This is a genomic window from Nocardia sp. CA-129566 (assembly GCF_050956075.1).
Lineage (GTDB): Bacteria > Actinomycetota > Actinomycetes > Mycobacteriales > Mycobacteriaceae > Nocardia.
The window spans coordinates 8,980,959-9,003,551 of sequence record NZ_CP192085.1; the positions used below are offsets into that span (position 1 = coordinate 8,980,959).

The following is a 22,593-nucleotide window of genomic DNA, read 5'->3' on the forward strand; positions in this document are numbered from 1 at the left end:
GCAGCGCAGCCACCGGCGAGCCGAAACCACGACACACGAGACACAGAAAAGGGAGAAACAGTGGCAGCCAGCAAGAGCAAGGGTGCTCCCAACCTCTACGGATCGTTCGTACACTCCGCTCCGGGTCAATTCCTGGCGAGCAGGCTCGGGTTGCCACAGCCGGAGAATCTGCGCCGCTACCAGGCCGGTGAGCCGCCACTGCCCGGTCCGGTACTGCTCGGCGGCAAGGGCCGGGTCGCCGAACCCGTGCGCACCCTGCTGTCGGACTACACCTTCGCCGACGCGCCCGCCGCCGGGCAGAAGTACGGCGCGCTGGTGTTCGACGCGACCGGCGTCGGCTCGATCGAGGACCTGTCGCAGCTGTTCGAATTCTTCCAGCCCGCCATGCGCAGCGTTGCCGCATCCGGTCGCATCGTGGTCATCGGCACCACGCCCGAGCTGACGGCGAGCGTCGACGAGCAGATCGCCCAGCGCGCGCTCGAGGGCTTCACCCGCAGCGTCGCCAAGGAACTGCTGCGCGGCGCCACCGCCCAACTGGTGTACCTGCACCCGGAGGCCTCCGCGACCGCGTCCGGACTGGAATCCACACTGCGCTTTCTGCTTTCGGCCAAGTCGGCATTCGTCGACGGTCAGGTCATCCGGGTCGGCAAGGCCGACGCGGTGGCCCCGGCCGCCTGGGACAAGCCGCTCGACGGCAAGGTCGCCGTGGTCACGGGTGCCGCGCGCGGCATCGGCGCGACCATCGCCGAGGTATTCGCCCGCGACGGCGCGACCGTGATCGTCGCCGATATCCCGGCCGCCGGTGAGGCCCTTTCGGCCACCGCGAACAAGGTCGGCGGCACCGCGCTCGCACTCGATGTGACCGCATCGGACGCCGCGGAGAAGTTGGCCGAATTCGCCACCGAGCGCTTCGGCGGCATCGACATCATCGTGCACAACGCCGGTATCACCCGCGACAAGCTGCTCGCCAATATGGACGAGGGCCGCTGGAACTCGGTCATCAACGTGAATCTCGCCGCACCGCACCGCATTACCGAGGGGCTGGTGGCCAGTGGCGCGCTGAAGGAAGGCGGCCGCGTGATCGACGTTTCCTCCATCGCGGGCATCGCGGGCAACCGCGGCCAGACCAACTACGGCGCCTCCAAGGCCGGTGTCATCGGTATGGTCGACGCCGAGGCGCCGAAGCTGGCCGAGAAGGGCATCACCATCAACGCCGTCGCGCCCGGCTTCATCGAAACCGCCATGACCGCGGCCATTCCGCTGGCCACCCGTGAGGCCGGTCGTCTGATGAGCTCGCTGCTGCAGGGCGGGCAGACCGTCGACGTCGCCGAGACCATCGCCTACTTCGCCAGCCCGGCGTCGAATGCGGTGAGCGGCAATGTGGTTCGGGTCTGCGGGCAGAGCCTGATCGGAGCATGATGACGGAAATGATCACGCTCACCGAACCTCCCAAGAACAGCAGCCTGTTCGTCAAGGCCGCGCTGGGTGCGGTACCGGTGCCACTGATCTCGGCGCGCAGGTCGACCGTGCCCGATCGCGTCGTGCGGCTGGACGGGGTGCGGGTGGATCCGGATCACCTGGCCGCGTACTGCCGGGCGACCGGGCTGCGGTTCGGTGACTCGCTGCCGCTGACCTACCCGTTCATTCTCAGCTTCCCGTTGGCGATGCAACTGGTTGTGGCACGGGACTTTCCGTTCGTCGCGGTGGGTGCGGTGCACGCGCAGAACCTGATCGAGCGCACCCGCGAGATCTCGGTGAGCGAGCCGCTGGACTTCAAGACTCACATCGAGAACCTGCGTGAGCACCCGAAGGGGCTGCTGGTGGACGCGATCACCGAGGTGAACGTCGGCCGGGAACTGGTGTGGCGTCAGGTCACCACCTTCCTGCACCAGCAGCGCACCTCGCTCTCGGATGAGCCGAAGGCCGAGCCGAAGCCGGAAGAGGTTCCGCCGCCGCCGATGCGGACCATCCGGGTGGATCAGAAGACGATCACCCGGTACGCGGCCGCCTCTGGTGACCACAACCCGATCCACACCTCGGCTCTGGGCGCCAAGGCATTCGGATTCCCGAAGGCGATCGCACACGGCATGTGGTCAGCCGCCAATGTCCTCGCCAATGTCGAGGGGCGTATCCCGGAAAAGGCGACCTACGCGGTCAAATTCGGCAAGCCGATTCTGCTGCCGTCCACGGTGAACGTGTACGCCGACAAGGCCGAGGGTGGTTGGGATCTGGCATTGCTGCACCCGCAGAAGGGCTACCCGCATCTGACGGCCACCCTGCGCTGAAACCCGATCGCTCGCGGAGCCGCATCCGATCGGGTGCGGCTCCGCGCGTTTCACGATGCTTGAATTGCGGCATGTCTGTGCATGAGACGATCCGCCAGCTGCCCTCGATCTCGGCGGTCCGGGACCGCTGCCGGGCTATGGCGATGCTGGATGCGATCCTCAGCCCGGAGTGGGAGTTCCGGTACTACTCATTCAATTCGAAGTGGTCGGCTACTGAGGAATTGGCCTCGATGCGCGACGGCGGCGGGGCCGAGTATTCGATCGTGTTCTCTCCGGCGGGGGCGTTCGCGCGGGGATTCGACCACGAGTCACCGATGAATCCGTACCGGGCCGGGCCATCGGCGCTGTGGCCGGGATTGCTCGACTCGATGCCCGTGACCTTCCAGTCAAGCGCGCAGGAGCCCGCATTTCAGGACATGGACTCGATACTCGCAGCGACGGTGTGCTTTTGGCGCGAACCAGCCGACTCGGCATGGGCATGCGGTGCGGTCGAAATCCCGCAGGGCGGTGACGACGGGGCCGACAATCTGTTCGGTCTCCTCGTTGATGGTCGGCCCGAGGGGTACCGCGAGTTCGCCGAAAGCTACTACGAAGTCGCGGTGGATCTCGGCGCTGTCGCCCATATCTTCAGCCTCGGGCCATTGACGGACGAGATCGTCGCCGCACTGAACCCGGATCTCGGTCTGGCCGACTTGGCCGCGGATATCGACGAAATCGACTATCCGACTAGCCGTGTGGGGTGATCAGCAGTCGCAACCGCAATCGCAGCAGCAGTCGCCGCAGTCGCATCCGCAGTCGCAGCAATCGCAGCAGTCGCCGCAGTCGCAGTTCTTGATCCAGGCGTCCTTGCGTTGGCCGTTGCAGGGGTTCGTGTGGTCGGCGCAGCAGGCGTAGCCGGTGCAGTAGACACCCAAGACCAGTGCCAGGGCCTCGCCGAGGCCGGGGCGGCGGACCGGTGGGCGCTTTTCGAAGTCGGGCGGCGAGGCCGGGTATTGGGCGGTGGAGGTGTGGCGGGACGCGTTGCAGGCGTGGGCGGTTGCGCCGACGCCGCGGCCGACTCGGCGGACCAGGGCGTGCAGTGGGTCGAGCAGCATCCAGCGGATGGTGGGGATCTGGTCCAGTTGCGCCTCGACGACCGCCTCGCGCAGGTGCGAATCAGATTGCCGCAGTAGGTCGTAGGCCTGCGGCATGGTGGTGCCGGTGGCGGCGAGTGGGTTGAAGCGGCCGCGCGTCCGATCCTCATCGAAGTCCTCGACAGCGTCGGCGAGGTGCGCGATGCGGCCGAAATGCCTACCGGCCTCGCGCAATGCGGCGATATTCTCCGGACGATCGGCCAACACCGCGGTGTGAGCGAACAGTTCCGCAGCGCAGATCTGCGTCGGGGCGGTCAGGTCGTCGAGAGAGACCACGCGAGTCAGAGTTTCCAGGTGCGCCTGCGAATTGATCGCGGCGACAAGCGGTTCCACATCCAGACCGATCAGCGCCGCCTGCGATCGTGCGCGCTCGGCCCAACGGCTCGACACCTTCGTCATCGGACGGCGGGTGAGCGCGGAGCTGTCACCGTCATCGACGTGATCGCGAATCTTGGCCGAGCCCAACAACAGTGACGCCGTGGACGCCAGCAGTACACCAGGCGAATCCGCCGCCGCCACCTCCGCCCGGCGCATCCCGCGCAGCGCACACGGCCCCGCCGTGGTCCGCGCCATCGGACCCGACAGCTGCGCCTCGGTCAGCACACTCAGCACAATCGCATCGGTATTGGTCGCCGCCCGCGCCAACTGCCCATGCCCATCCCGCAGCCCCAAACACAGCCCGCACATATGAGTGCGCCACTGTGCCGCATCAATCCCATACTTCTCGGCCCCATGCGAACACGGCCGCAACATCCCGAACAATTCCGCCCCGTTCCCCGACCACTGCGCCGGTCCCTACCTTTGACCACCCGCACTCTCGCAGCCCGCCAACACAGCCGCAAGCCGAGCCACCCCACACTGACCTGTCCATCCCGCACCGGCCGCCACTAGCCAGCGTCTTGAAAGTGGCCGGGCAATGGCTACCGTTCAGGCCGGGATGAGCTCATCTCAGTACCATCGGTATCTCGTTCCCACAACCGGCCTCTCAATATCCTTCCCGCTGATCAGGTCCGTCAGGAGATCGGCGGCGAGCTGGCTGACGTCGGGATCCGGGTCGTGATCGGCTCGTTCGGTCAGGTATGTGGCGGTGGGGGTTCGGTCATCGGCGTACTTCGCGTCATCGACGATTTCAACGAGCAATTGTTTGCGGACCTCGGTGTCGGGGTCGTCGACGGCCCGGCGGAGCCGGAGAGCGGATACATCGTCAAGGTATGCATGGAGTGTCAGCATCTCCCACGCTGCCCCGCGGACGTTTCCTTCCGGGTCCGCGACAGCACGCTCGCACAGCAGCTCGATGTCGCGCAGCAAGCTGGCATCGGGCAGCGGTTCGATGTCGTCCAGATCATCGCTGAACTTACCGAGGCCCTGGACGGCGCAGGCCCGCACATGCCAGGACGAGTCGGTTGCCGCCAGTCGCCGTATCACCTCCTGCGTGCCGGCGTCGCTGTGTTCTCCCAAGGTCAGTCTGGTGATCAAGGAACTACGCATCTCGTCGTCAGGATGGTGCTCGGCGATTCTTCCCATGAGTGCACGGATGTCGGGATCGTCAGCAACGTCATCTGCCAGAAACAGCGCGTATCGGCGACTCTCAGCGAAGGGATCGGCGGCGATGTACTCCCGCAGCCACGTGATCGCTGCAGTGTGGTTGGGCCACACCGGGGACCCGGCGCGGTTTCTGAGCAATGCCCGAAATGCCGCCGCACACACTTCCGGATCCTCATCGATGGTGATCCGCTCATACAGTGCCCGCGTAGTCGCGGCCCTGTCGCGAGGGCGCCACTTTTGTAGGACTTCGATTGCGGCCACACGGACACCAGGATCAGGGTCGATGACGAAACGGCGCACGAGGTCGACCGCGTCCGGATCGTCGCTGGGGTCCAGGATGTCCAGTGCCGCGCACCGTACCTCGGGGGAACTGTCCCTGGCCAGGCAGTCGTGAACCAGGGCACGGGAGACCGGGTCTTTCATCGCCCGGTCGCCGAGTTCCCGCAGCGCCACCGCCCGCACACCGGGGCAGTCATCGGCGGTAATCGCCGCGTGCAGTGCTGTGCGTGTGTCGGGGTGGTCCTCCCAGACGGAGCGCAGTGCCATCAGGGCTCGGGCCCGTACTTCCGGAACAGGCGACCTCAGGTACTCGAGCATCCAGGACATTGCCTCGCCCGGCCGAATTTTGTCGAGGCACAACCCGGCAGACTGTGCAACGGAACGCTCCGGGTCGGTGATCGTAACCTGTCGCAGCGTCTCACAGGTCCGCTCGTCCGGCCAGCGGCTTGCCAGAAGCCTCACCACACCTGTGCGATTATGGGCCGAACCGTCAACGTGAACGAGATCATGCAGCAGCGAGCGGGTTTCCGGATCGTCAGGCCACCGGTCTGTGAGTGTCTTGATCAGATTGCCACGCACGACATCGTGAGGTTCCTCTGAAGCACGTCGTCGGTACAAGGCCGCTTCGTCTTGGCTCCGCACACAGGGATCCTACTGAAACCGCCCTCAGGGGGAGATCGGAAGGTGTTGCCTGCGTTGACATGTCGGTGACCTGGCGAGGTGGGGTCTCCGGCGCCCTGCTACTCGGCCTTCTTGCGGCCTGCGAGACCACGCCAGGCCAGGTCGTCGAGGAGGTCTACGGCCTCGGATACCTCGATGCGGCCGCTGGCCACTCGGTCGGCGATTGCTTCGCCTGCGCCGATCACGGCTACCGCGACTACGTCGAAGTTGGTGCCGGGTTCGGCGTGCTTTGCGCTGGATTCGAGGAGTTTGGCGGTTAGTTCGATGACTCGTTCGCGGGCGTTCTCGATTTCCGAGGCGAAGGCTTGCTGACCGATTGCCTGGCGGTAGAGGACCTGCCAGGAGTGGCGGTTGCGGTCGACGAAGCCGAGGAAACCCTCGAGGGCCGTGCGGACCTGCTCGTGCGGGGACAGCTGGGGGTTGCCCGCCGGTGCCACCGATTCGATGAAGCGCAGTCCCTCCCGCTGGATGCAGGCACGGAACAATTCATCCTTGGAGCCGTAGTAGAGGTACAACATCGGCTTGGAGATTTTCGCCTCGGCGGCGATCGCGTCCATCGACGTGTCGTGGAACCCCTTACGCGAGAACACCTCGACCGCGGCGTCGAGCATCTGCTGCTCACGAACCGCGCGAGGAAGTCGCTTCGTCCCGCCCGCCATTCACTCTCCTACCATGGTGAAGCTTTTATATTACTCCAAGGTAAGTTCGGCGGGTCGGATTGCGCGTTTGCAACTTCACCACGCTGGGCGACGCTGAGCTCCTTCCTTCGGACCGCGATGTCCTTGGATTTGCTGAGGCAGCTGTTCAACCGTCCAGCAGAGCGATACTACGGGCACCCTCCGACAACACAGCTGTACAACATACGACGACGGCCGCAGCGACTGCTTGCCGGTCGCTGGAGAAGGGCAGCAGCGGCTGGTTGCTGGTCACTGGAAAGGGCAGCAGCGACATGCTTGCAGGTCACTCGAAAAGGTCAGCGGCGACATGCTTGCAGGTCACTCGAAAGGATCACCAGCGACCTGCTCGCAGGTCACTCGAAAGGATCACCAGCGACCTGCTCGCAGGTCACTCGAAAGGATCAGCAGCGACATGCTTGGAGGGGCGCTAAAGATCAGCTCAGCAGGCCTGCAACGCACCCTTGTAGCGCGCCATCCGCAGCACCGACTCATCGACCCGAGCCGCGCTCAGCCGACCACTCGACACCGCCTGCTCCAACCGGTCCAGCACCTGAGGCACCGCATCGGTGGTGATCCAGAGCGCATTGTCCGCACCGGCGACCAGGGCAGCCTCGACCGCGTCCTCGATGCTCATCCGGCTGGTGATGGCCGCCATACCGCCGAGGTCATCGGTGAAGATCGGGCCCTGGAACGGCGCGGCGCCATAGCCGGTGCCCTCGCGCAGCAGCGACATGGCCTGCGGGCTGATGCTGGCGGGCACATCGGGGGTGGTCAGGCCGGGTACGTCGAGGTGGCCGACCATGACGGCAGCGCCGGAATCGATGAGATTGCGGAACGGAACCAGGTCGACATTCTGCAGCTCGGCCAGCGCCGGGGTGCGCACGGCGCCGGTATGCGAATCGCCCGATCCGGAACCGTGCCCCGGGAAGTGCTTCATGACCGTGCCGACGCCGACTTCTTTCATGGCGCGGATGTAGGCGTTGGCGTATTCGGTGACCACCGCGGGGTCGTCGGAGAACGAACGGTCACCGATCACCGAATCGTCGGGCTGGCTGCTCACATCGACATCGGGTGCGAAGTCCACCGTCACGCCCAGGTCCTTCAGCGCCCGGCCGCGGATCACGGTGGCGTCGTGGAACTGCTCGGCGGTCATGCTCTGGACGGTCGCCCGAGCCGATGGCGCCGGACCGATCAGGTCCTTGGCCCGGGAGACGCGGCCGCCCTCCTCATCGATCGTCACCATCAGCGGCACCTTCGCCGCCGCCTTGACCTGTTCGATCAGCCCACTGCCCAGCAGTGACTTATCGGTCCAGCCGCCCACGAAAATGCCGCCGACCTGCGAGGTGCGCACCACATTGGTGGCATCGTCGGCGCCGGTGACACCGACCGTCAGCAGCTGCCCCAACTTCTCACGCAATGTGAGTTTCGCGAGGTAGTCGGCATCGCAGCTGCGCTTGGCCGGGCTGGTGGCGGGTGTGGTGGCACCGGTCATAGCGCCGGTCGTGGCGCCGGGGGGCGCCGATGGCGACGGCGCGGAGCTGGAGTCGCCGCCGGAGCAGCCGGTCGCGACGGCGGCGAGAATTGCGAGCATGACGAGAGGCGTCTTTCGCATGTGTCCACGGTAATCGGCGCGTCCGGATCGGTCCGACTCAGGTAGTGCTAGCGGCGAGTCGCCGAGTCCTGCGGGCCAGGTCGGATATGCGGCTGCCGTCGTAGCCGAAGACCGCACTGTGCAGCCGGTCGTGGAACGGGTCGGTCCAGTGGGCCGGGATCGCGGTCCCGACGAGAATTCCGGCGACCGAGCCCGCGGTGGCGCCGTTGGAGTCGGTATCGCAACCGCCTTGTACGGTGAGTCCGATGGTGCGAGTGAAATCGCCTGCGCCCCAGAGCAATCCGGCGGCGACGAGGCAGGCGTTCGGAATGGCGTGCACCCAGTTGTAGTGGTCGTGGCGGCGGTGGATGGCCGCCACGGCCTGCTCCCAGCACATGCCGCTTTCCCGGTCCGCGATGACCTGCGCGACCGCGACGGACAACCTCGAACCTTCCGGAATGCACTGTTGGGCAAGGGAAAGCGCGGACGCTATGCCGTCGGCGGTGAAGGCGGCGGCGACCAGCGCGGCCGCCCACATCGCCGCGTAGACACCGTTGCCGGTATGGGAGAGTCCGGCGTCGCGCGCGGCGAGTGCGGCAGCGCGAACCGGATCACCCGGATTGATGTAGCCGAAGATATCGGCGCGAATCATCGCACCGATCCATTCGCGATAAGGATTTCGGTACCGAGCCACTCGCGGCGGGGCCAAGCCGTCGATCAGATTGCGATAGGCGACCCGCTCCGCGGTATAGGTCTGCAGGAACGGCAGATGCTCGAGCCACGCGTCCGCGACATCGGATCGGGTGAAATTCTTTCCAGACGTTTCCAATAGGTGCAGTCCGAGCACGGTGTAATCGATATCGTCATCGCGCGGGGCGCCGTCGATACACCCCTGCACCGATACCGGCCAGCTCGGATTCAGCGGATACTTCGTCAACGGCGGCAATAATGCGGGCACATAGTCGGTCAGCGGATAGGCGCGGGCGCGTTCGAGATACTCGCGTATTCGCGCGGGCGTCCAGACGAATCCATTCTCCAGCGGTTTACCGAGCGTGCAGCCCACGCATCGCCCGAGCCAACCGCCGTGAATCCGCTCGAACAACTCGGCATCGGATAAGTCCGAGTCCATCGACTCGAATGATTGCGGCGCAGTCGGTTCGGGCAGATCCGACTCGTCATAGCCCCAGCCGGGATCGCGCTCGGTGTTTTCGAGCCGGTCGAATAGCGTCCAGCACGCCGTAGGGTCGGCATGATCGGCGGTGGCGAGCGCACGCACATCCGACTCGAACTCGGCCACCGGATAGCCCGATTCGAGCCGTTGCCGCCATTCGTAATACAGCAGCGTCCGCGGATCGATCTCATGCCTGCCGAAGAAGACCAGTTCGTTCGCATTGGACATACGCGCAGATTATCCGCGCGCGCCAACACCTCGGGGCACGCTTGTCCGGAGTAATGTTGTGGCGTAGCCATGTGACTCCCATCAGGAGGTCATCGTGCCGTGCGATCTAATGCTCATTGCCTATGACGGCTCCGAGAATGCCAAGCGGGCCATCGAATACGCAGGCCGGTTCCTGTCGGCGAATAGAGCCGTGGTGCTCACCGCGTGGGAACCGATGGTGCGCCAGGCCGCTCGGCTGTCCGGACTCTCGGGTGTGATGCAGCCGGAGTGGGTCCCCGATGAGGAGATCGAGGACATCGCCTACGTCGACGCGCGCTATATCAATACCGAGGGCGTCCGCCTCGCCAAACTCGCCGGGCTCAATGCCGAGGCGCGTACCGCCGAATGCACTTCCACGATCTGGAACACCATTGTCGAAGCCGCCGACGACCTGGACGTCGACATCATCGTGGCAGGCACCCGCGGCGCCACCGGCATTCGCGCCCTGATGCACAGCAGCGTCGCCGACGCCGTGCTCAAGCATTGTCACCGTCCGGTACTCATGGTGCCGCCCGGTAGGGAGCCGCGCCGCTGAGATTTGGGTCGCTCGGGTAGCTTCGCGCGGGGTTTGCGGGGTTAGGGTCGAGGGATCATGAACGGATTCTTGCTCGCCCAGCCCGGTGGGGTGGTCCGCGCCTCGGGGACCCGGGTCGCCTTCGACGAAGTGGCGCAGGCAGCGGCGGCGCTACGGGACGGGTCCGCGGAGCTGATCGTCGGGGCATTGCCGTTCGATCCGCGGAATCCGGCCGCGCTGAGCGTGCCCGAGCAGGCACAACGCACCGTCGGGCCGTGGCGGCCCGCGGCGCTGCCCGAACTGCCCGCCGTTCGGGTCATCACCGAAATACCCAGTCCGGCCGAACATGTCGCACGGGTGACGAAACTGGTCGAGCAATTGCAGGATCCGGTGCAGCCGCTGCGCAAGGTCGTCGCCGCCAGATCGGTACTGGCCGAAGCCGATAGCGCGCTGGACCCGGAGCTGGTCGCGGGGCATCTGCTGACCAGGCATCCACACGCGAATGTGTTCGCGGTCGATCTGACCGCCGCGGGTCGGCCCGGTGCGACACTGGTCGGTGCCACCCCGGAGGTGTTGGTCGCGCGGCACGGCGCGACCGTCACGCTACATCCGCTCGCCGGCACGCTGCCGCGCCTGGCCGATCCGGAGGCCGATGCCGCGCAGGCGCGAGAGTTGTTGTCCAGCACCAAGAATCGCGATGAGCATGCCTTCGTCATCGAATGGATCCGAGAGGTGCTCGCGCCCGTCTGCGCGGAACTGACCATCCCGGACGACCCGCAGCTGATCAATACCCACGAGGTCTGGCATCTCGCCAGCCCGATCACCGGCCGCCTGCGCGATCCCGCGACCACCGCACTCGACCTGGCCATCCGGCTGCACCCCACCCCCGCGGTCTGCGGCACACCGACCGATCTCGCGCTCGACACGATCGCCCATATAGAAGAGGAGCGCGGCTTCTATGGTGGCGCGGTCGGCTGGTGCGACGCGCACGGCGACGGGCAATGGGTGGTCGCGATCCGAAGCGCGGAACTATCCGCCGACGGTCGCTCGATTCGCGCCTTCGCGGGCGGCGGGATCGTGGCCGCCTCGGATCCGCATGCCGAATTGGACGAGACCACCGCGAAGCTGCGCACCCTGCTGGGCAGTCTGCACTGCGCGATTCCGAGCGACTGAGGTCATTCGATTCGGCTATCAGTGGGCTGAACGTAGGTGATCGGGCGCGGTCCTGCTAGGTTGGCCCAGAATGTGCCTGCATCGATGTATTGGAGTGCCGCGATGAAGTTTGCTGTCCCTGGTGTTGCGAGTGCGGTCGCTGGCGCCGTTCTGGGCGCGGTCGCGGTGTTCGTCATCACGATGGCAGTGCAGCAGAACACGCGGCCGAATATCGAGCGCTCCGACTCCAGCTCCTCGCTACTCAACAACGTTGAGTACGGCAGCCGCTGATCCACAGCGGTTCGGACGACCGTCGCGGAGGCGGTAGTACGGCGCGCCGGCTCGACGGTTCCCCGCTCGGCAGGCGCTGGTTCGTCGGGACCGTGGTCGCGGCGTTCCTGCTCACTTTTCTGCAGGCGCCCGGCCTGACGGTCGCCGACACCAAATACGATCTCGCGCAGAATCCGCTCGGTTTCCTCGAACGCGCCGCCCATCTGTGGAGCAGTCAGGCTCCCATGGGGCAGGTGCAGAACCAGGCCTACGGATACTTCTTTCCGCACGGCGCGTTCTTCTCGGCCGGGCATGTGCTCGGCCTGCCCGCCTGGGTGACCCAGCGGATCTGGTGGGCATTGCTGCTGCTCGCCGGATTCTGGGGCATTGTCCGGCTCTGTGAAGCGCTCGGCATCGGCAGTCGCGGGTCCCGGGTGGTGGCCGCGACCGCGTTCGCGCTCTCACCGAGGGTGCTGACCACGCTCGGGTCGATCTCCTCGGAGACGCTGCCGATGGTGCTCGCGCCATGGGTGTTGCTCGCGCCCGCCGCCTTGGGCACCGCCTATCGCACGCACAGGCGCGGCGGTGCGGCCTCGCCCGCGGGCAGTGCGCTGGCGCTGGCACTCATGGGCGCGGTGAATGCGGTGGCGACGGTCGCGGCATTTCTGCCCGCACTGCTGTGGTGGGCGTCGTATCGGCCGAACCGGCGCTGGTGGCGATTCACCCGGGCCTGGATTCCGCTGCTGGTGCTGGCCACCTTCTGGTGGGCGGTGCCGTTGCTGGTGCTCGGCAAGGTCAGCCCACCGTTCCTGGACTACATCGAATCCTCGGGGGTGACGACGCAGTGGGCGTCCCTGGGCGAGGTGCTGCGCGGCACCGACAGCTGGACGCCGTTCGTCTCACCGGAGCGCATCGCGGGCGCGGTGCTGGTGACCCAACCCGCGGCGGTGCTGGCCACCGGGCTGCTCGCGGCGGCGGGTATGGCCGGATTGGCGATGCGGTCCATGCCGTATCGAGGGCGGCTCGCGCTGATCCTGCTGGTCGGATTGGTCGGGATCTGCGCCGGATATGTCGGTGAGCTGAGTGGGCCGTTCGCGGATTCGGTGCGGGTATTCCTGGATGCCGGCGGCGCGCCGCTGCGCAATGTGCACAAGCTGGAGCCGCTGATCCGAATTCCCCTGGTGCTCGGCCTGGCCCAGCTGCTGACCAAGGTGCCATTGCCCGCGTCGGTTCCGAGGCCGGTGTGGCGCAGCGCCTTCGCCCATCCCGAACGGGATAGGTCGGTCGCGGTCGCCGCATTGATCCTCACCGCGCTCGCACTGTCCACCTCATTGGCCTGGACCGAGAAACTCGCGCCGCGCGGTGCGTACGACGAGGTGCCCGGGTATTGGAAGCAGACCGCGCAGTGGCTGTCCGACCATGCCTCCGACACCCGGGCCCTGGTGGTGCCCGGCGCGCCCTTCGGCAGCCAGGTGTGGGGGCTGACTCGTGATGAGCCGCTGCAGGCGCTGGCCAGTACACCGTGGGCGATCCGCGACGCGGTGCCGCTGAATCCGCCGGGCACCATCCGCGCGATGGATTCGGTGCAGCGGTTGATCGCCGACGGCAGGCCGTCGAGCGGTCTCGCGGCGACCTTGACCGAGCAGGGCATCGGAATCCTGGTGTTGCGCAATGATCTCGATCCGGAGACCGCACGGTCGACCCGGCCGATGCTGGCGCATCAGGCGATCGACGGTTCGCCCGGATTGCACAAGGTCGCCGAATTCGGCAACCCGATCGAGACGGCCGTCATATCCGATGATCTGGTCGCCGATGGTGATCTGCGGCCCGCCTATCCAGCGGTCGAGATATACCGGGTCGAGGCACGGTCACCGGGTACGCCCGTCGAAATACACAGCGGGACCGGCGCGCCGAGGTCGTTCCCCGGTGCCTACACGGTGCCGCTGGCCTCGGTTGGAACGGTTCAGGGCGGGCCCGAGGTGCTCGAACGGCTGCATCGTGATGGCGATACCGCGCCGAAGCTGCTCGCCTCCGATGCGGCCGCCGCCGGAATGCCGACCGGGCCGTTGACCGTCACGGATACGCCGATGGCGCGGGAGGCCGATTTCGGCAAGGTGGACAACCACAATTCGGCGCTGCGCGCACCGGAGGATGCGCGCCGCACCCATAATCTGGTGCCCGACTATCCCGTCCCCGGTGCGGAGTTGGTGCGCGGAGAATGGTCCGGCGCGACGATCACCGCATCGAGTTCGGCCGCCGACGCCACCCAGTTGGGCGGATCCGCGCCGGGCAGCTCGACCGCCGCGGTCGTCGATGGTGATCCGTCGACCGCGTGGATCAGCAATGGCGCCGAACACGCACTGGGGCAATGGCTTCGGCTCGATCTCGACCATCCGATCAGCACCGGGCTGCTGCAATTGAGCACCAGCGCGGCGGCCATCGGCGACCCGGTGAAATGGGTCGAGGTGCGCACCGCACACGGCAGTGTCTCGGCCCGGATTCCCGAACCCGGTGCGCCGGTGTCGATTTCCCTGCCCGCAGGGCAGACCGACTGGCTCAGCATCACCGCCATCCGTACCGAAGACGGCACGCGAGGTGGGCAATTCGGCATCAGCGAACTGACCCTGGACGATTACACCGTCCGCACCGCACCGGTCCGGGTCGATATCCGGCATCGGACCGTGCTGCCGCCTACCCCAGCGGGCGCGCAGGTCCATGGCTGGGATCTCGGACAGGAATTCCCTGGTCGCAGTGCTTGTTTCGATGCACCGGACCGGGTGCGGTGCAGTAAGGGACTCGCTCTGGCGCCGGAGGAGCCCGGTGCGTTCGAACGCACACTGTCGGTGCCGGAGCCGATGACCGTCACGCCGGAGTTGACGGTGCGAACCCGACAGGGTCCCGAACTGGAGGCGCTGCTCACCGACCGCGCGCGTCCCGTGGCACGCGGCAAGGCCGATGTCGGCGACCTGCGCGGTTCGGCCTTCGCGGCGACCGATGGGGATCCGCGGACGAGTTGGACGGCGCCGGAGAATTCGGTGCGCAACCTGGCAGGCGGCAAACCGACGCTCGAGCTGGAACTGCCCGAGCCCGCTGTGGTGACGGGCCTGGAACTGACACCGTCACTCGGCGAACTGCCCGCCGCACCGCTCGCGGTGGCGGTCAACCTGGGTAATGGCCCGCAGGTTCGCGAACTCGAGCCGGGCAAGCGGACTCGAATCTCATTGCAGCCCACGGTGACCGATCGCATCGAACTGAGCATCCAGAGTTGGCGGCCGGTACTCGATCGCACCGCGCTGGGTTTCGCCGTCACACAGCCGCCCGGGCTCGCCGAGGTGTCGGTGCTCGGACCGGAGTATCCCGCCCCCGCAGGGCCGGATCGATTGATCACCATCCCCTGCGCACAGGGGCCGACGATCGCTCTCGGCGGACGGTTCGTCCATACCACCGTCACGGCGACCGCTGATGAATTGCGTTCCGGTGCACCGGTTCCCGCGCGGGCGTGCGCGAATTCGGAACTACCTCCCGATCTCGCCTCCGACTCCGACGAGATCGCGGTGCCCGCCGGACGAGCCGATGTCACGGTAGCGCCGACCGCACTCTTCTTCGTCGACCGACTTCGCCTGAACCGCACCGATTCCACCCCCGCCGGTATCGGGCGATCCGATCACGCGAAACAGCTGCTCGTCCTGCCACTCAGCACCAATGTCGGATGGCGGGCAACCGCCGCCGACGGCAGTGCACTCGAACCGATCGTGGTCAACGGCTGGCAGCAGGGCTGGCTGCTACCGGATGCGGAATCGACCCCATCCGGCCCCATCACCGTCTCCTTCCCCATCGACCGCTGGTACCGCCTCAGCATCTTCGGCGGCCTGCTGCTTCTGATCCCGCTGATACTGCTCGCCATCCCTCGACGCCGCCGGACCCCGACGGCGATCGGCTCGGCCCCGAGTTCCCGCACGAGTGCAGACGCCACTCGAAATCCAACTGGCACAACCAGCCGTGCCGACTCGCGCGTTGTCGACACCAACGCGAACGCAGCCAACGCCAGTACAAACACAGCCGACCCCAATGGGGACACAGCCAACCCCAACGCGAGCGCGGCCGAGGCTAGTGCGAATCCCAACGCGAGCGCGGCCGACGCTAGTGCGAATGTGGGCGACTCCGGTGCGGAGGCACCTCAACCGAACGCGAACACAGCGGCCCCCCACACGAACATTGCCGAACCCGACCCGGACGTTGGCGACTCCGATGCGGATCGAGCCAACCCCCATCCGAACGCAGCCGACTCCGATGTGAGCGCAACCAACCCAAGTGTGAACACACCCGCCCCTGACACGAACGTTGCCGACTCCGGTGCGAACGTCGCCGATCCCAACGCGAACTTCGCCGACTCCGGTGCGAACGTCACCGATCCCAACGCGAACCTCGCCGACTCCGGTACGAACGCAGCCCAACCCAACGCGAACGCAGCGGCCCCTCACGCGAACTTCGCCGACCCCACCCCAAACGCAGCTGACTCCAGTGCGGACACAGCCGACCAGACTGCGGACAGCGGGCCGCCCCCGACCACATGGGGCAATCGCATCCTCGGTGCGATCGGAATCGGCGCTGTCGCAACGGTTATCGCCGGACCGGTCGGCACCGCACTCACCGCAATCGTGCTCGCCGCGACTCGATTCTCCACACGGATAACGTCGAAAGTCCTCGCCACCATTGCTGGCCTCGGCACCGCCACCGCCGCGGCAGCCCTCTCCACCGGCCCATGGCGCGCCGCAGGCGGATACATGGGCGGCTCCCTGTGGGTCCAACTACCCGCCCTACTGGCCGTAATCGCTGTTGGCGTCGCCGCACTCCCGCCACGCCGCAAAGACCCTTGATACGTCGAAAGCCCATGCTGTCGTTGCTGGCCTCGGCACCGCTTCCGCAGCACTGTCACCGGACCGTGGCAACTGCCCGCAGATACATGAGCAACTCGCTGTGGGTCCAACTGCCCGAGCTGCTGGCCGTGATCGCCGTCGGCGTCGATCCCGGCGCGGCGCAAGGACCGTTAGCGGACGCCGGAATACTCTCCGGCACTGCTAGCGTCGGATGTGTGACGGCGTGCGTGGAGTGCGGATTCGACTACGAGGCCGCGTTGGTTCCCGAGGTGTCGGCGCTGGCCAGGGTGCACGCGGCGGAGTACGCGACACTGCTCGGTCAGGATGAAGAGCGACTTCGGCGGCGACCAGCACCAGAGGTGTGGTCACCATTGGAGTACGCATGCCATGTGCGGGATGTTCTACTCGCACAACGGGAACGCGTGCTGCTCGCCCGCCGCGCCGACGCACCAGCGCTCGAGCCGATGGGGCGCGACGAACGCGTCGAACACGACGGCTACAACGACCAGCGACCATCCGATGTCGCCCGCCAACTCGACGACGCGGCCCTACTCTTCGCCAACGTCCTCGATCGCCTGACACCCCCGGACTGGAACCGCACAGTCATCTACAACTTCCCGGACCGCCAGGAACGCCCCCTCCACTGGCTCGCCCTACACACCCTGCACGAACTCCGCCACCACCTGCTCGACATCCGCCGCCAACTCGAGAGCTGACCCACCCCCGCAGCCTCTAGGCCCCCGGCCGCCCGATCTCGAGCCCCCAACTCCCACGCGGTGGCTGGACCTGGCGAGCGAGGTGGTGCGACCTCCCGGTCCCGCAGCAGACTCAATTCGCTTGGGGGGAGTCCGGTCAGCTGGCTGTCTCGGAGTCCAGGTCTTTGGCCAGCGACTTCCTCGGCCGGGGGTGGGTGACCGGGCCGGTCTCGGATCGAGGGCGGGTGCTGGGGGCTCGCTAACCAGCGCTAACCAGCTATGCGGCGGTGGTGTCGGTTGTGGATGAGTTTGCGGCTGCTTCTTTTGGGCGGTCGCGGGTGCGGGTGAAGCGGCGGGCTGGTTCTTCTATTAGGGCGTAGCTGGCGGCGGCGATCGGGAGGGTCAGGGCGATGGTCAGGATCAGGACCTCGGTGAAGTCGCCGCTGAAGGGGAGGATTCCGAAGACCGGGAAGACTACCGACAGAACTGCGAGGTGCCAGAGGAAGATGCCGTAGGACCAGCGGCCGATGGTTGCGGCGGGCGGGGATTCCAGCCAGCGATGTGGGCGGGCGCCGGGCGGGCGCAGTACCAGTGGGGCGAGCAGTGCGAATCCGATGATCGCACCGAAACCCATCTTGGCCGCGTACTGCCACGGCTCGGCGCGGGTCAGTCCTGCGGGGCCGCCCAGGTCGGTGGCGGAGAGCAGGAAGGCGATGAGTGCGATGGTCCACATGAGCGGTTGATTGGCGAGCAACCGCAGCCGTGGTGATAGCTGATCCCTATTGTCGATCAGCTCGGCCAGCAGCATGCCCACTGCGAACCACGGCAGATATCCGGGCAGCCAATTATCGGCGTGAATGGCGTCGGGCGTCGGTACCGGAATGAAATTCCAACTCAGGCTGATCGCCGCGAGCGCGAGGATCGCGGGTATGCGCCAGCGGGCGGCATCGCCACGCAGCCGCACCACCGCGAAGGCCAGCACGGGCAACACCAGATAGAAGGCCACCTCGACGGACAGACTCCACATCTGAGTGAGTCCATCGGTCAGCGTCAGCGGCACGAATACCTGCGTCAAGGCCAGATTCGAAACCCATACGCGCAGGCCAGCAGTGTCGGCCGCACTCGGCACCAAGATCAGTACCGCGGCCACCACAACCCAATACGCGGGCAGAATGCGCGCCGCTCGATGCCGCAGGTAGTAGCCGACCGAGGGCGCGGTCCCCAGCCCGCGCGCCTTCGCGGCATGCGGACGCCACAGCAGGAAACCCGATAGCGCGAAGAACACCGCGACCGCCATATCGAACCGTTCCCAGATCCGGCCCAGCACCGGCGCATTCGCGGCGCCGGTCTGGAATGCGACGTGGGTGAGCAGCACACCCAGCGCAGCCATGCCACGCATACCTTCCAGGGCAGGCACGAAACCGCGCGTGCGAGTGGGCGCGGCAGTCGGCGTGGGCAGGGTGGCGGTCATCGACCTCCAGTCTGCAGGTCCGTTCGCGCGACCTGCAAGCAATCGCACCTACCAGCTGGTAACCCAACGTTTCAGATTTCGCGTTAGACTCGGGCGATTTCTGGGTCGATTCCGGCCTCGGCACCGCATAGTACGACAACGGACTGTTAGTGTCGGGGCTCACGAGTGCCGCGGCGCGCCCGCAGTACTCGCCGCACAGACCCGTGTTCTATGACGAGGAGAGTTTGCATGGCACTGAGTGCCGGAACCAGAAAGACGGTGGCCTGCCTACTCGTGGGTCTGGGTGCGTTGTTGATCGTCGCCGCGGTGATGATCCCGACCTACACCGTCAGCAGACTGGCGAAGACTCCCCTCGATCTCGAGATCACCACAATCGCGACGAACCAGCCGGGCGAGGACAGCCTGGTCCTGGACTCCAAGTCGCTCACCGCCCCCGAGGGCTCGGCCAAGGTCGACACCAATGTGCCGCTGGTCTCGCAGCGGTTCCTCACCGTCGAGGACCCCTCCGACGCCACCGAGATGACCGTCCAGGCCGGTCAGACGCTGCGGCGCATCGATAAGCAGGGCGACACCGGCCTGCTGACCGCGACCATCGACCGGGTCACCATCGACCGCAAGTCCGGCGAGCCGGTGGCCAAGGAGCCCAACGGCTCCATTGCCGTCACGGTGAACAAGGACCTACAGAGCATCGCCGACCCGGTGCAGCACACCGGCCTGCAGTACCGCTTCCCGATCGGCACCGAGAAGAAGACCTACCCGTACTTCGATATCAACGTGCGCAAGACCTTCGACGCCAAGTTCCTCGAAGAGACCGAGATCAACAGCACGAAGGTCTACCACTTCCAGATGTCGGTCCCGGCGACCAACCTGTGGGACGTAGTCCAGGCGCCGACCAATCGGCTGAGCCTGCCCGCCGCGAAGTGGGGCCTCGAGGGTGACGAGCCGGTCACCATGACCCGCTTCTACACCAACACCCGCGACCTGTGGGTCGAGCCGCAGACCGGCACCATCGTCAAGGGCGGCGAGGCGCTCCACCTCTACTACGCGCGCAGCGCCGACCACCCCGACGTCACCGCGCTGAAGTCGCACCTCGTCTTCGATGAGAACACCATCGAATCGCAGCTCTCGGTGGCCAAGGAGAACATCGACAAGCTGTCGCTGTACGGCCGGGTCATGCCGATCGTGCTCGGCGTGCTCGGTGTTGCCGCCCTGGTCGGCGGTCTGATCCTGGGGATCCGCGGTGGATCCACCGGTGCTGGCGTTGGTCGGCGCGGCGGTCCTGGCCGGGGCGGGGATGACGCTCCGACCCAGCAGATCAGGATCCAGAAGAATCTCTGACGGCAGTTCCGATACTCGGCTCCCCGGCGTTATGCCTGGGAGCCGAGTTCGTTTCGGGGCAGTTCGATTCGCGTGCAGTCAGGTCGCGGACGGACCCGAGGGATAGGCGACGGGATGTGACGGCTGGTACAGCAGCATCGACCCCGCGCCCGGGATCTTCATATCGATGCAGCGCCCGAAGCTCCGCTCCGCGACGTCGCCCTCGAATCGCGCTCCACGCCCGGCCAATTCGGCCATGGTCTGCTCGATGTCATCGCACATCAGCGAAATCTCGTGATGCGGCGGGCCCTCGGCGGGATGCACCCCGAGTTCGCTCGGCCCGGTACCGAAAATCAGCCACCCACCGTGGGCGTCCACATTCGGCCAGCCGAGAACGTCGCGGAAGAACGCGCGAGCCGCATCCGGATCCTCCGCATAGACCAGCGTGTGCACAGCGGTGATCATGCTGGTGATAGTAGGCGAGGTGATGCGGTCCTGCGGGTGTTCGCGAGCCGGTGTGCTCAGGTAGGCAGTCGTAAGCGAGCGTTGCGCCCAAGCAGAAGATCGCCCGCGAACCGACCGCCCAGACACGGGACCACAGACGAATCGGTACGCCCGGGCAGCGATCGTCGGCACATCGGCGCACCGAGGCAGGCGATCGCCCGCGAACCGCTCGCTGAGACGAGCGATCGACGGCGAACCCGCCCACACAAGCAGGCGATCACCAGCAAACCAAAACACCCAGGCTGACGATCGACGACGAACCCGCACACCCACACCAGCGAACCCGCACACCCAGACACGCGATCGTCAGCAAATCGGTACGCCCAAGCGAGTTATCGCTAGCGAGCCCACGCGGTCAGGTGGGTGATGGGGAGCGGTCGGCGGTGCGCAGGACGATGAGCGCGACCACGACGGTGGTGGCTGCCGCGACGCAGACAGCAGTGGTGATCAGGGTGGGTACCGAGCGGGCGAAGGAGATCAGGACCAGCTCGACCGCGAGGCCGAGCCACGTCAGTGCGGCGAGGGCGGTACGGTCTACCGCGATCGCCGAGAGCAGTGCGCCCTGGAGCACCGCGAGGATGGCGCCCTGCAGTGCGAACAGCCACAGCAGGCCCTGGATCGGCGCGTAGTCCTGTCCCGCGAACAGGGGCGCCACCGGTGCCGCCACCGCCGCACCTATTACCGCGATGATCCCGATGCCGGACAGCACGGCGAGCGCATCCCGGATCGCCCGCGCCGAATGGGTCGGCTGCGCCATCCGCGGATACAACACCACCCCCACCGCCTGCGGCAGCCAGAACGCGATCTTCGCGGCAATCGCCCCCAGCGCATACCGACTCGCATCCGCCTCCCCCAATACAATCCGCGCAACAATCAAATCCGCCGACGACAATGCCATCAACGCCGCCTGCACCTGCGCCGCCCGCAATACCGGCACCACCCCAACCGCGTGCGCGCCCCGGTTCGCGGCACCGGATACACCCCAGGCCCACAACCGCGCCACCCACCGAGTGGCGCCACGCATTCCTTCGGCCCGAATCGCACGCGTCGATCCATCGGGGCCAACTCCCTGCGTCGAGCGGCCGGAGCCAACCCGACGCTTCAGTTCGTCGGAACCAACCCCACTCTTCAGCTGGTCGGAGCCAACCTCCTGCGCCGCCTCCCCAGAGCCAACCCCGCGCGCCGCCCCGCCGGAATCAACCCCGCGCGCCGCCTCCCCAGAACCAACTCCGCGCGTCGGTTCGCCTGAACCAACTCCGCGCGTCGGTTCACCTGAACCGACCCCGCGCGTCGGTTGGTCGGCAGAGCCGATGCCAAATTTTGGTGGTTCGGAGCCATCGTGGGGGGACGGTTCCGTTCCTGTGTCGACTGTGGGGCGAGGGCGGGGTGGGGGTGTGGATGCGGTGTAGCGGGCGAGGGCGGCGGCGGCGATGATTCCGAGTGCTGCGGCCCAGAGGGCGGGTGCGGCGGTGCCGCCGAGTGCGAGGACTACGAGGGCCGGAGTTACGCGGGCGATTCCGGCCGTGCCGAGGACTATTGCCAATGCGCGAAAGCGTCTGCCGCCCTGCAGGATGCCCTGTTCGCCGGAGAGCAGCACGAGGGCGGGGGCCGCGCCGAGGGCGGCGGCGCACGCGATCACGCCGACATTCAGCACCACGGTCACCAACGGGACCAGCGCCGCGGCGACCACCGCGACGATCACCGCACACCGCCACTGCAACCGACGCAGTGCCGAGACGCGCGCGCCGCGCACCAATTCCCGGGCGACCACATTCTGCAATGCCAGCGCCGGCACCGCGCACAGCAACTGCACCGCGAGCAGACTCGCGAATTCGCTGTACCCGCTGACCCCCAACCACCGGCTGGCCAGCATCTGCAGCAGATACCCCGCCACATTCGCCGTCATCGCCCCAGCCGTCACCAACGTCAGATCCGCCACAACAGGTAGACGACGGATGGCAGGCACGCCGCAATCGTCCCACCTACACCCCCGAGCCCCGCACACACCCGTCCCGACAAGTTCCAGGCCACGCACCCCCGACCGACAGATCCACCCGGACGCACCCGGCTACAGGTTCTTGCGTACGAGATCCGGGCACGGAGACGCATTCGAATACCGCCAGCGGTACAGCGCGCGCCCCGACAAGTCCCAGCCCACACACGC

17 protein-coding genes are annotated in these 22,593 nt (G+C 66.7%); 9 read left to right on the top strand and 8 right to left on the bottom strand.

The features are described 5' to 3' along the window. The first annotated feature begins 60 nt into the window (after positions 1-60). The 3 genes from ACQP0C_RS39995 to ACQP0C_RS40005 all read left to right on the top strand — a co-directional run bounded on the left by ACQP0C_RS39995 (position 61) and on the right by ACQP0C_RS40005 (position 3,028). Entirely contained in the window at positions 61-1,419 is a 1,359-nt protein-coding gene (locus ACQP0C_RS39995) for a 3-oxoacyl-ACP reductase (RefSeq protein WP_433728823.1), read from the top strand. After that, positions 1,419-2,285, top strand: coding sequence for a MaoC/PaaZ C-terminal domain-containing protein (locus ACQP0C_RS40000; RefSeq protein WP_433734792.1), 867 nt, complete (start codon positions 1,419-1,421; stop codon positions 2,283-2,285). Before ACQP0C_RS39995 ends, ACQP0C_RS40000 begins: the two co-directional genes overlap by 1 nt. 71 nt (positions 2,286-2,356) lie before the next feature. Beyond that, positions 2,357-3,028 (top strand): hypothetical protein, encoded by a 672-nt coding sequence (locus ACQP0C_RS40005; RefSeq protein WP_433728825.1) that lies wholly within the window; start codon positions 2,357-2,359, stop codon positions 3,026-3,028. Here the strand turns inward: ACQP0C_RS40005 and ACQP0C_RS40010 are convergent, their stop codons facing one another. The 5 genes from ACQP0C_RS40010 to ACQP0C_RS40030 all read right to left on the bottom strand — a co-directional run bounded on the left by ACQP0C_RS40010 (position 3,029) and on the right by ACQP0C_RS40030 (position 9,590). Further along, the gene (locus ACQP0C_RS40010) at positions 3,029-4,171 is read right to left on the bottom strand and encodes a DUF5685 family protein (RefSeq protein WP_433728827.1); all 1,143 of its coding nucleotides are present in this window, start codon (positions 4,169-4,171) and stop codon (positions 3,029-3,031) included. 195 nt (positions 4,172-4,366) lie between these two features. Further along, complete coding sequence (locus ACQP0C_RS40015) at positions 4,367-5,821, bottom strand: HEAT repeat domain-containing protein (RefSeq protein WP_433728829.1); 1,455 nt, start codon at positions 5,819-5,821, stop codon at positions 4,367-4,369. Between the two features lie 161 nt (positions 5,822-5,982). Further along, a complete protein-coding gene (locus ACQP0C_RS40020; protein ID WP_433681439.1) occupies positions 5,983-6,582 on the bottom strand; it encodes a TetR/AcrR family transcriptional regulator in 600 nt (199 codons plus the stop codon). Positions 6,583-7,039: 457 nt separating this feature from the next. Beyond that, complete coding sequence (locus ACQP0C_RS40025; RefSeq protein ID WP_433728831.1) at positions 7,040-8,212, bottom strand: glycoside hydrolase family 3 N-terminal domain-containing protein; 1,173 nt, start codon at positions 8,210-8,212, stop codon at positions 7,040-7,042. A gap of 37 nt (positions 8,213-8,249) precedes the next feature. Next, complete coding sequence (locus ACQP0C_RS40030; RefSeq protein WP_433728833.1) at positions 8,250-9,590, bottom strand: ADP-ribosylglycohydrolase family protein; 1,341 nt, start codon at positions 9,588-9,590, stop codon at positions 8,250-8,252. Between the two features lie 94 nt (positions 9,591-9,684). Here ACQP0C_RS40030 and ACQP0C_RS40035 point away from each other — a divergent pair, with 94 nt between their 5' ends. The 5 genes from ACQP0C_RS40035 to ACQP0C_RS40055 all read left to right on the top strand — a co-directional run bounded on the left by ACQP0C_RS40035 (position 9,685) and on the right by ACQP0C_RS40055 (position 17,158). Next, positions 9,685-10,164, top strand: a complete 480-nt coding sequence (locus ACQP0C_RS40035) for a universal stress protein (protein WP_433728835.1) — start codon at positions 9,685-9,687, stop codon at positions 10,162-10,164. A 57-nt stretch (positions 10,165-10,221) separates the two neighbouring features. Beyond that, positions 10,222-11,316, top strand: a complete 1,095-nt coding sequence (locus ACQP0C_RS40040; protein WP_433728837.1) for an isochorismate synthase — start codon at positions 10,222-10,224, stop codon at positions 11,314-11,316. Between the two features lie 102 nt (positions 11,317-11,418). Further along, the gene (locus ACQP0C_RS40045; protein WP_420770716.1) at positions 11,419-11,586 is read left to right on the top strand and encodes a DUF2613 domain-containing protein; all 168 of its coding nucleotides are present in this window, start codon (positions 11,419-11,421) and stop codon (positions 11,584-11,586) included. A gap of 92 nt (positions 11,587-11,678) precedes the next feature. Next, complete coding sequence (locus tag ACQP0C_RS40050; protein ID WP_433728840.1) at positions 11,679-16,442, top strand: alpha-(1->3)-arabinofuranosyltransferase domain-containing protein; 4,764 nt, start codon at positions 11,679-11,681, stop codon at positions 16,440-16,442. 227 nt (positions 16,443-16,669) lie between these two features. Next, positions 16,670-17,158 (top strand): DinB family protein, encoded by a 489-nt coding sequence (locus tag ACQP0C_RS40055; RefSeq protein ID WP_433734793.1) that lies wholly within the window; start codon positions 16,670-16,672, stop codon positions 17,156-17,158. A gap of 256 nt (positions 17,159-17,414) precedes the next feature. Here the strand turns inward: ACQP0C_RS40055 and ACQP0C_RS40060 are convergent, their stop codons facing one another. Further along, complete coding sequence (locus ACQP0C_RS40060; protein WP_433728843.1) at positions 17,415-18,608, bottom strand: acyltransferase family protein; 1,194 nt, start codon at positions 18,606-18,608, stop codon at positions 17,415-17,417. A 228-nt stretch (positions 18,609-18,836) separates the two neighbouring features. On the opposite strand from ACQP0C_RS40060, the gene ACQP0C_RS40065 reads away from it, so the two are divergent. After that, positions 18,837-19,946, top strand: a complete 1,110-nt coding sequence (locus ACQP0C_RS40065; RefSeq protein WP_433728845.1) for a DUF3068 domain-containing protein — start codon at positions 18,837-18,839, stop codon at positions 19,944-19,946. 78 nt (positions 19,947-20,024) lie between these two features. Here the strand turns inward: ACQP0C_RS40065 and ACQP0C_RS40070 are convergent, their stop codons facing one another. Then, positions 20,025-20,390: a VOC family protein gene (locus ACQP0C_RS40070; protein WP_433728847.1), complete on the bottom strand. Its 366-nt coding sequence runs from the start codon at positions 20,388-20,390 to the stop codon at positions 20,025-20,027. Positions 20,391-20,784: 394 nt separating this feature from the next. Next, positions 20,785-22,395, bottom strand: a complete 1,611-nt coding sequence (locus tag ACQP0C_RS40075) for a polysaccharide biosynthesis protein (protein WP_433728849.1) — start codon at positions 22,393-22,395, stop codon at positions 20,785-20,787. Between the last annotated feature and the right edge of the window lie 198 nt (positions 22,396-22,593).